Origin of the sequence: Chryseobacterium sp. (assembly GCF_041914225.1) — a bacterium.
GTDB lineage: Bacteria > Bacteroidota > Bacteroidia > Flavobacteriales > Weeksellaceae > Chryseobacterium.
The window spans coordinates 1-4,449 of sequence record NZ_JAYSDT010000096.1 but is presented as its reverse complement, the minus strand read 5'-3'; the positions used below and the strand labels follow the sequence as shown (position 1 = coordinate 4,449).

Here is a 4,449-nt window from a genome sequence, read left to right as displayed (position 1 = left end):
TCTCATTATAGGTAATGCTTTGGATCAGATCATTATTATAATTCTGTTCTCCAGCAGCATTTAATGTCATTCCGGTTGGCTGGTAGATCTTAGCAGAGTTTTCAAACTTAATTGTTCCTACCTGATCGTTTTGTGTAATTCTTCCTTTGATGTCGTAAACATTTCTGTTAGTTGTTGGTTTAATTCCGGTTACAGGATTCGTCCAGTTAACCAAACGGTTATTATCATCATAATCAAAAGATTCGTTAATGTTAAAATCTCCTCCGGTAGTTCTGCTCTTGAGTTCATTCCTGATTGCATCGAATGAATAGGAGAGTTGTAGAATACCTGGTTTTACCTGTGAGGAATGATTCACATTTGTCAAGAAACCACTCGTATCATAAGTATTGTTAATATCTGCTGCGCCTAGTCTGGATTTTAGTACCTGACCTTTGGCGTTGATTTCTTTGAGCTCCCACAATATCTTACCTGCTGACTTATCTTTAACCTGATACAACTCACCATTCCATGCACTGTACACATTTTCAATCTGAACTTTAGTAAGAACACCCGAAGAATAGAGTTGTTTTTCATAAGAGGTAACCCTTGCTTTATCGTCATAAGTAATTCCTTTCTGGATAAAATATTTTCCATTACTGCTTTCGGATGAAGATAAGAGTCTTCCTTGGGGATCATAAGAAACACTGAAACTATACACTTGCCCTTTAGATGTTCCCGTTTGGGAAATAAGCCTTCCTTTATTATCGTATGAATACGAAATCAATTTATTGGTTGCCTGTCCTGCGTCTGTTGTGGATAATTCCTTTTGAGAAATAAGCTGACCTAAGTTATTATAGATAAATTCTTTCGTTCCTTTTGGACTGATTGTTTTTTTGGGTTGTCCGAAGCTATCATACTCATATTTATAGATTCCATTGGAAGGATCATTAAACTCTGATTTTCTTCCCCAGGAATCGTACTTAGTGGTCACTATGTTTTCTGCATATTGTGCCTTTATCTGTTCGCCAGCCGCATTGTAAGTAAACTGAATTGTTCCCCCTTTGTCTGTAGAAGAACTTACATTGCCTAAGGCATCGGTAGTTTTTGACGTTGTTCTCCCATATCCATTTAGTTCTTTTACAGTAGATGTTAAACCGGAAACAGAGGTCTCTATTTTTTTACCATTAAATGAAGTTGCCGTTATTTTAGCAGGAAAAACTGTGTCATCATAAACAATGGTATTAAATTGACTCGGACTCAGCCCTTCAAAGTAAGGTTCAGATTCTTTGATTTTTCTCCCCAGTAGATCATACCCGGTCTCCTGAGAGACAAATTGTCCCTGTCCAAATGCCTTCGTAGAGACTTTATATTCCTGTCCCAGCTTATTGGTATATTTTTTTGAAATATCTCCATCTGAATCATACTGGATAACGGTAATATTAGAATCGCTATCTCTGTTATATTGATAGGTGGTTGTGCCTTCAAGATTGGTTTTAGAGGTCAATAATTTTCCCCAGGCATCATAGGTATTAACAAGCGTATTTCCTAATGCATCAGTTTGCTTTTTTATCTGCCCCCAATCATTATATTCAATGCCTGTTTCTAATCCTAAATTATCTGTTTTCTTTATAACAAACCTTCCCTTAGGATCATACAGGGTTCCGTTTGTTTGGGTTTGGGAGTCCACACTATTGCTGATTGTCTTCTGAATAATATTTCCGAAACCATCATAATTGTATGTTTCAAGCAAATACCCTGTATTGTCCCGATTCCATGTTTTTAAGGTTTTTAATAGATTATTTTCATAAGTATATTCTTCTTTAGCAGATTTTGTATCACCATAAGCTTGCAGCGTTTCTGTTTTGCTTTTTGGACGTCCCACAAAATAATCAGAACCTGCCGCTGTTATATTATGAATGTATTCAAAATCAGAAGTGGTCACAGCATAACCATTATTTACATTGGTTGCTGTCTGTTTTGGAAGATAATAGTCTCCGTAAATGATAGAGCTGTTTGATAATGTTCCAGTTAGGAAGTCTTTTGTTTTAGTGCTTTTTGGAACAGTCGCTGTAACAATCCTTGGCTTATCTGTATCAGAAACAGGAGTACTTACTATCTGTCCGTTCAACAATTTATAAGACTCATATAAAGTGGATTTAAAGCTTAATAACTGAGTATTGTTCTCAGAAATATCTGTTGGGAAAATATTGTTTTCATTGGAGGTTCTGATGCTCCATTCCTTTACCGGGGCTCCATCAAAAAGAGGATCAATCTCTACTCCTGACCAGATTTTAGTATTTTCAAATCCATCAGCATACCATGAGCTGCGTGCAGACTGATGGTATCCCATCATTCCTTTGCCCTGTAAATGTCCTGTCATTCCTCTGTATCGGAAATCCTGTTTTCTTCCTTCCTGTCTAAGCTGAGCTATAGCATACGATTGGTCTGCTCTGCTTAAAGAAAAATAAGGATAATATTCTTTTTTTACTTTTTGATAGAAATTGGGAAGGGCTGGATCATTTGGAATCACTTCCATATAGTCTGCTGATGTAACGATACCTCCTTGCGTAATAGATTGTACTTGGGCTAATTTTCCTACGGGTGAAGGGGATTTTAGCTTATGCATTCTCTCTTTCCAGAATAATAGTACATCATAATAGTTGTTGTTGACTTTTACCTGTGAGGTGACGGGAGAGAATAAAGCAAATTCACTGGAACTGGTTACGTAATTATACCCTCCATAATTATAACTGGTATAAAAATCAGGACTTCCATTTGCCATAGCTCCATTAGCCGTATAAGCATCAATAGTATAGCCATAATATCTTTTAAGTATTAATCCGCTCGAATTTACTACACCCGCTTTATTAAAAGAGTTGATGTGTACAATATCTGATTTTCCATCCCTATTAATATCTGAGGTGGTGTAAAAATTCCTGTAAATATTAAAAGTAGGGTAATTACTGTTTTGAAAGTCATCTGGCTTTCTGTATTTCAAAAAATCTGTTTTTAAGATATTGGTAAACCCTTTTCCTGTCCCCATATAAAACCTCCAGTTATCTTTATCCTTGTTATCTGTTGTTGGGATCGTAAAGTCAAGGTTTCCATCACCGTTAAAGTCTCCAAACAAAACAGGAAATTCAGATGCTTTTGTTTCGGCTAAATTACCTGTGAACGTAATTTTCTTGAGATACTGATTAGGAGCTGTTTTTATAAACTCAAATACAGTATAAGTGGTATTGGAGATATCAATAATATCTACTTTCCTGTCCCCATTTATATCGAGATATTTTTGATTTGTGTAAAAACTTTCAGATTGGCCTCTTTCTAGAGAATAATTAAAAACAGTATTGTTTGGGTTTTTCAAATCTATGATAAATTTATCAGTAAACCCATTGGCTGCACCAGAGCTTGTTAAATTAAGGAAAACATCAGACACCCCATCTCCATCAATATCACCTTCATTCAAGGTGGCATCACATACTGTACATACTGTTGGAGATATTACTTTTTCAAATACTTTAACAAAAGTATTATTTCTGAATATATAACCTTCTACTTTTCCACTTTCGTATTGAACAATTCCATTTCCATTATAAATTTGTCCTTCTTCATCGAGCAATGTATTAACAACTTTTGCTTCTGTATTAAAGGTTTTACCCGTTGAAATATCAGTAAAGGTATTATTGAGCCCACCAAGCTTTACTACACCACTATTCAATGAGAAATCCAGATATCCATCACCATTAAAATCTCCTGTCAGCTTTACGTTTTCAAAGCTATCTACATTATTGTCTGAAAATTCTAAGACAGGTTGTGTAGGAGCTGGATAAGTAAAAGCGACCGGATTAGCAGCCTTGTTTTCTGCATTGTACTCCGTTATCTTATCAACTGATTGATAATTTGTTCCATTTTTAACGTAATCAATTCCATATTTTTTAAATTGGATGCCATTGTAATTTACCTTAATTTCGGACAAAAGTTTATTTTGAGTATATCTTAATCCCTGTACATATGATTGTTCGATCAAGTCCCTGTCTATATAAGTAAATTCAATGCTGTTATAATGAGGTTTGTTTAATGTTTCATTTCCTCCCCATGTTATAGTGGATATTCTGGACACACCACCATTAATACCCGAGGAACCAAGTGGTGTATACTCATAGTTGTATGTGATGAAGTTCCCTTGAGGATCTTTCCATTTTGTAATGTTATACTCCAATGCTGGGGTTGTATCTCCCATAAATCCTGTTGAAAATGTTTTTTCATATTTAGCTTGAGAACCATTTTCAAAAGTCACTTCCCAATAGTTAGGTCCTGAAATATTTAAACTATTTCCAACAGATTTTATTTTGATATTAGAATATTTTTCCGTCACATATTCTGCACCATCCTTACCATATTCTCCAGATTTCAAAATCAATCGCTGACCATTAAAACTATAATAATCAGAATAATCCATTTGTACTG

At 35.2% G+C, this 4,449-nt stretch carries 1 protein-coding gene; it reads right to left on the bottom strand.

Going from position 1 to position 4,449, the window contains the following annotated elements:
• A partial coding sequence (locus ACE3RB_RS19710) for a type IV secretion protein Rhs (protein ID WP_374465768.1) occupies positions 1-4,449 on the bottom strand: 4,449 nt, incomplete at both ends.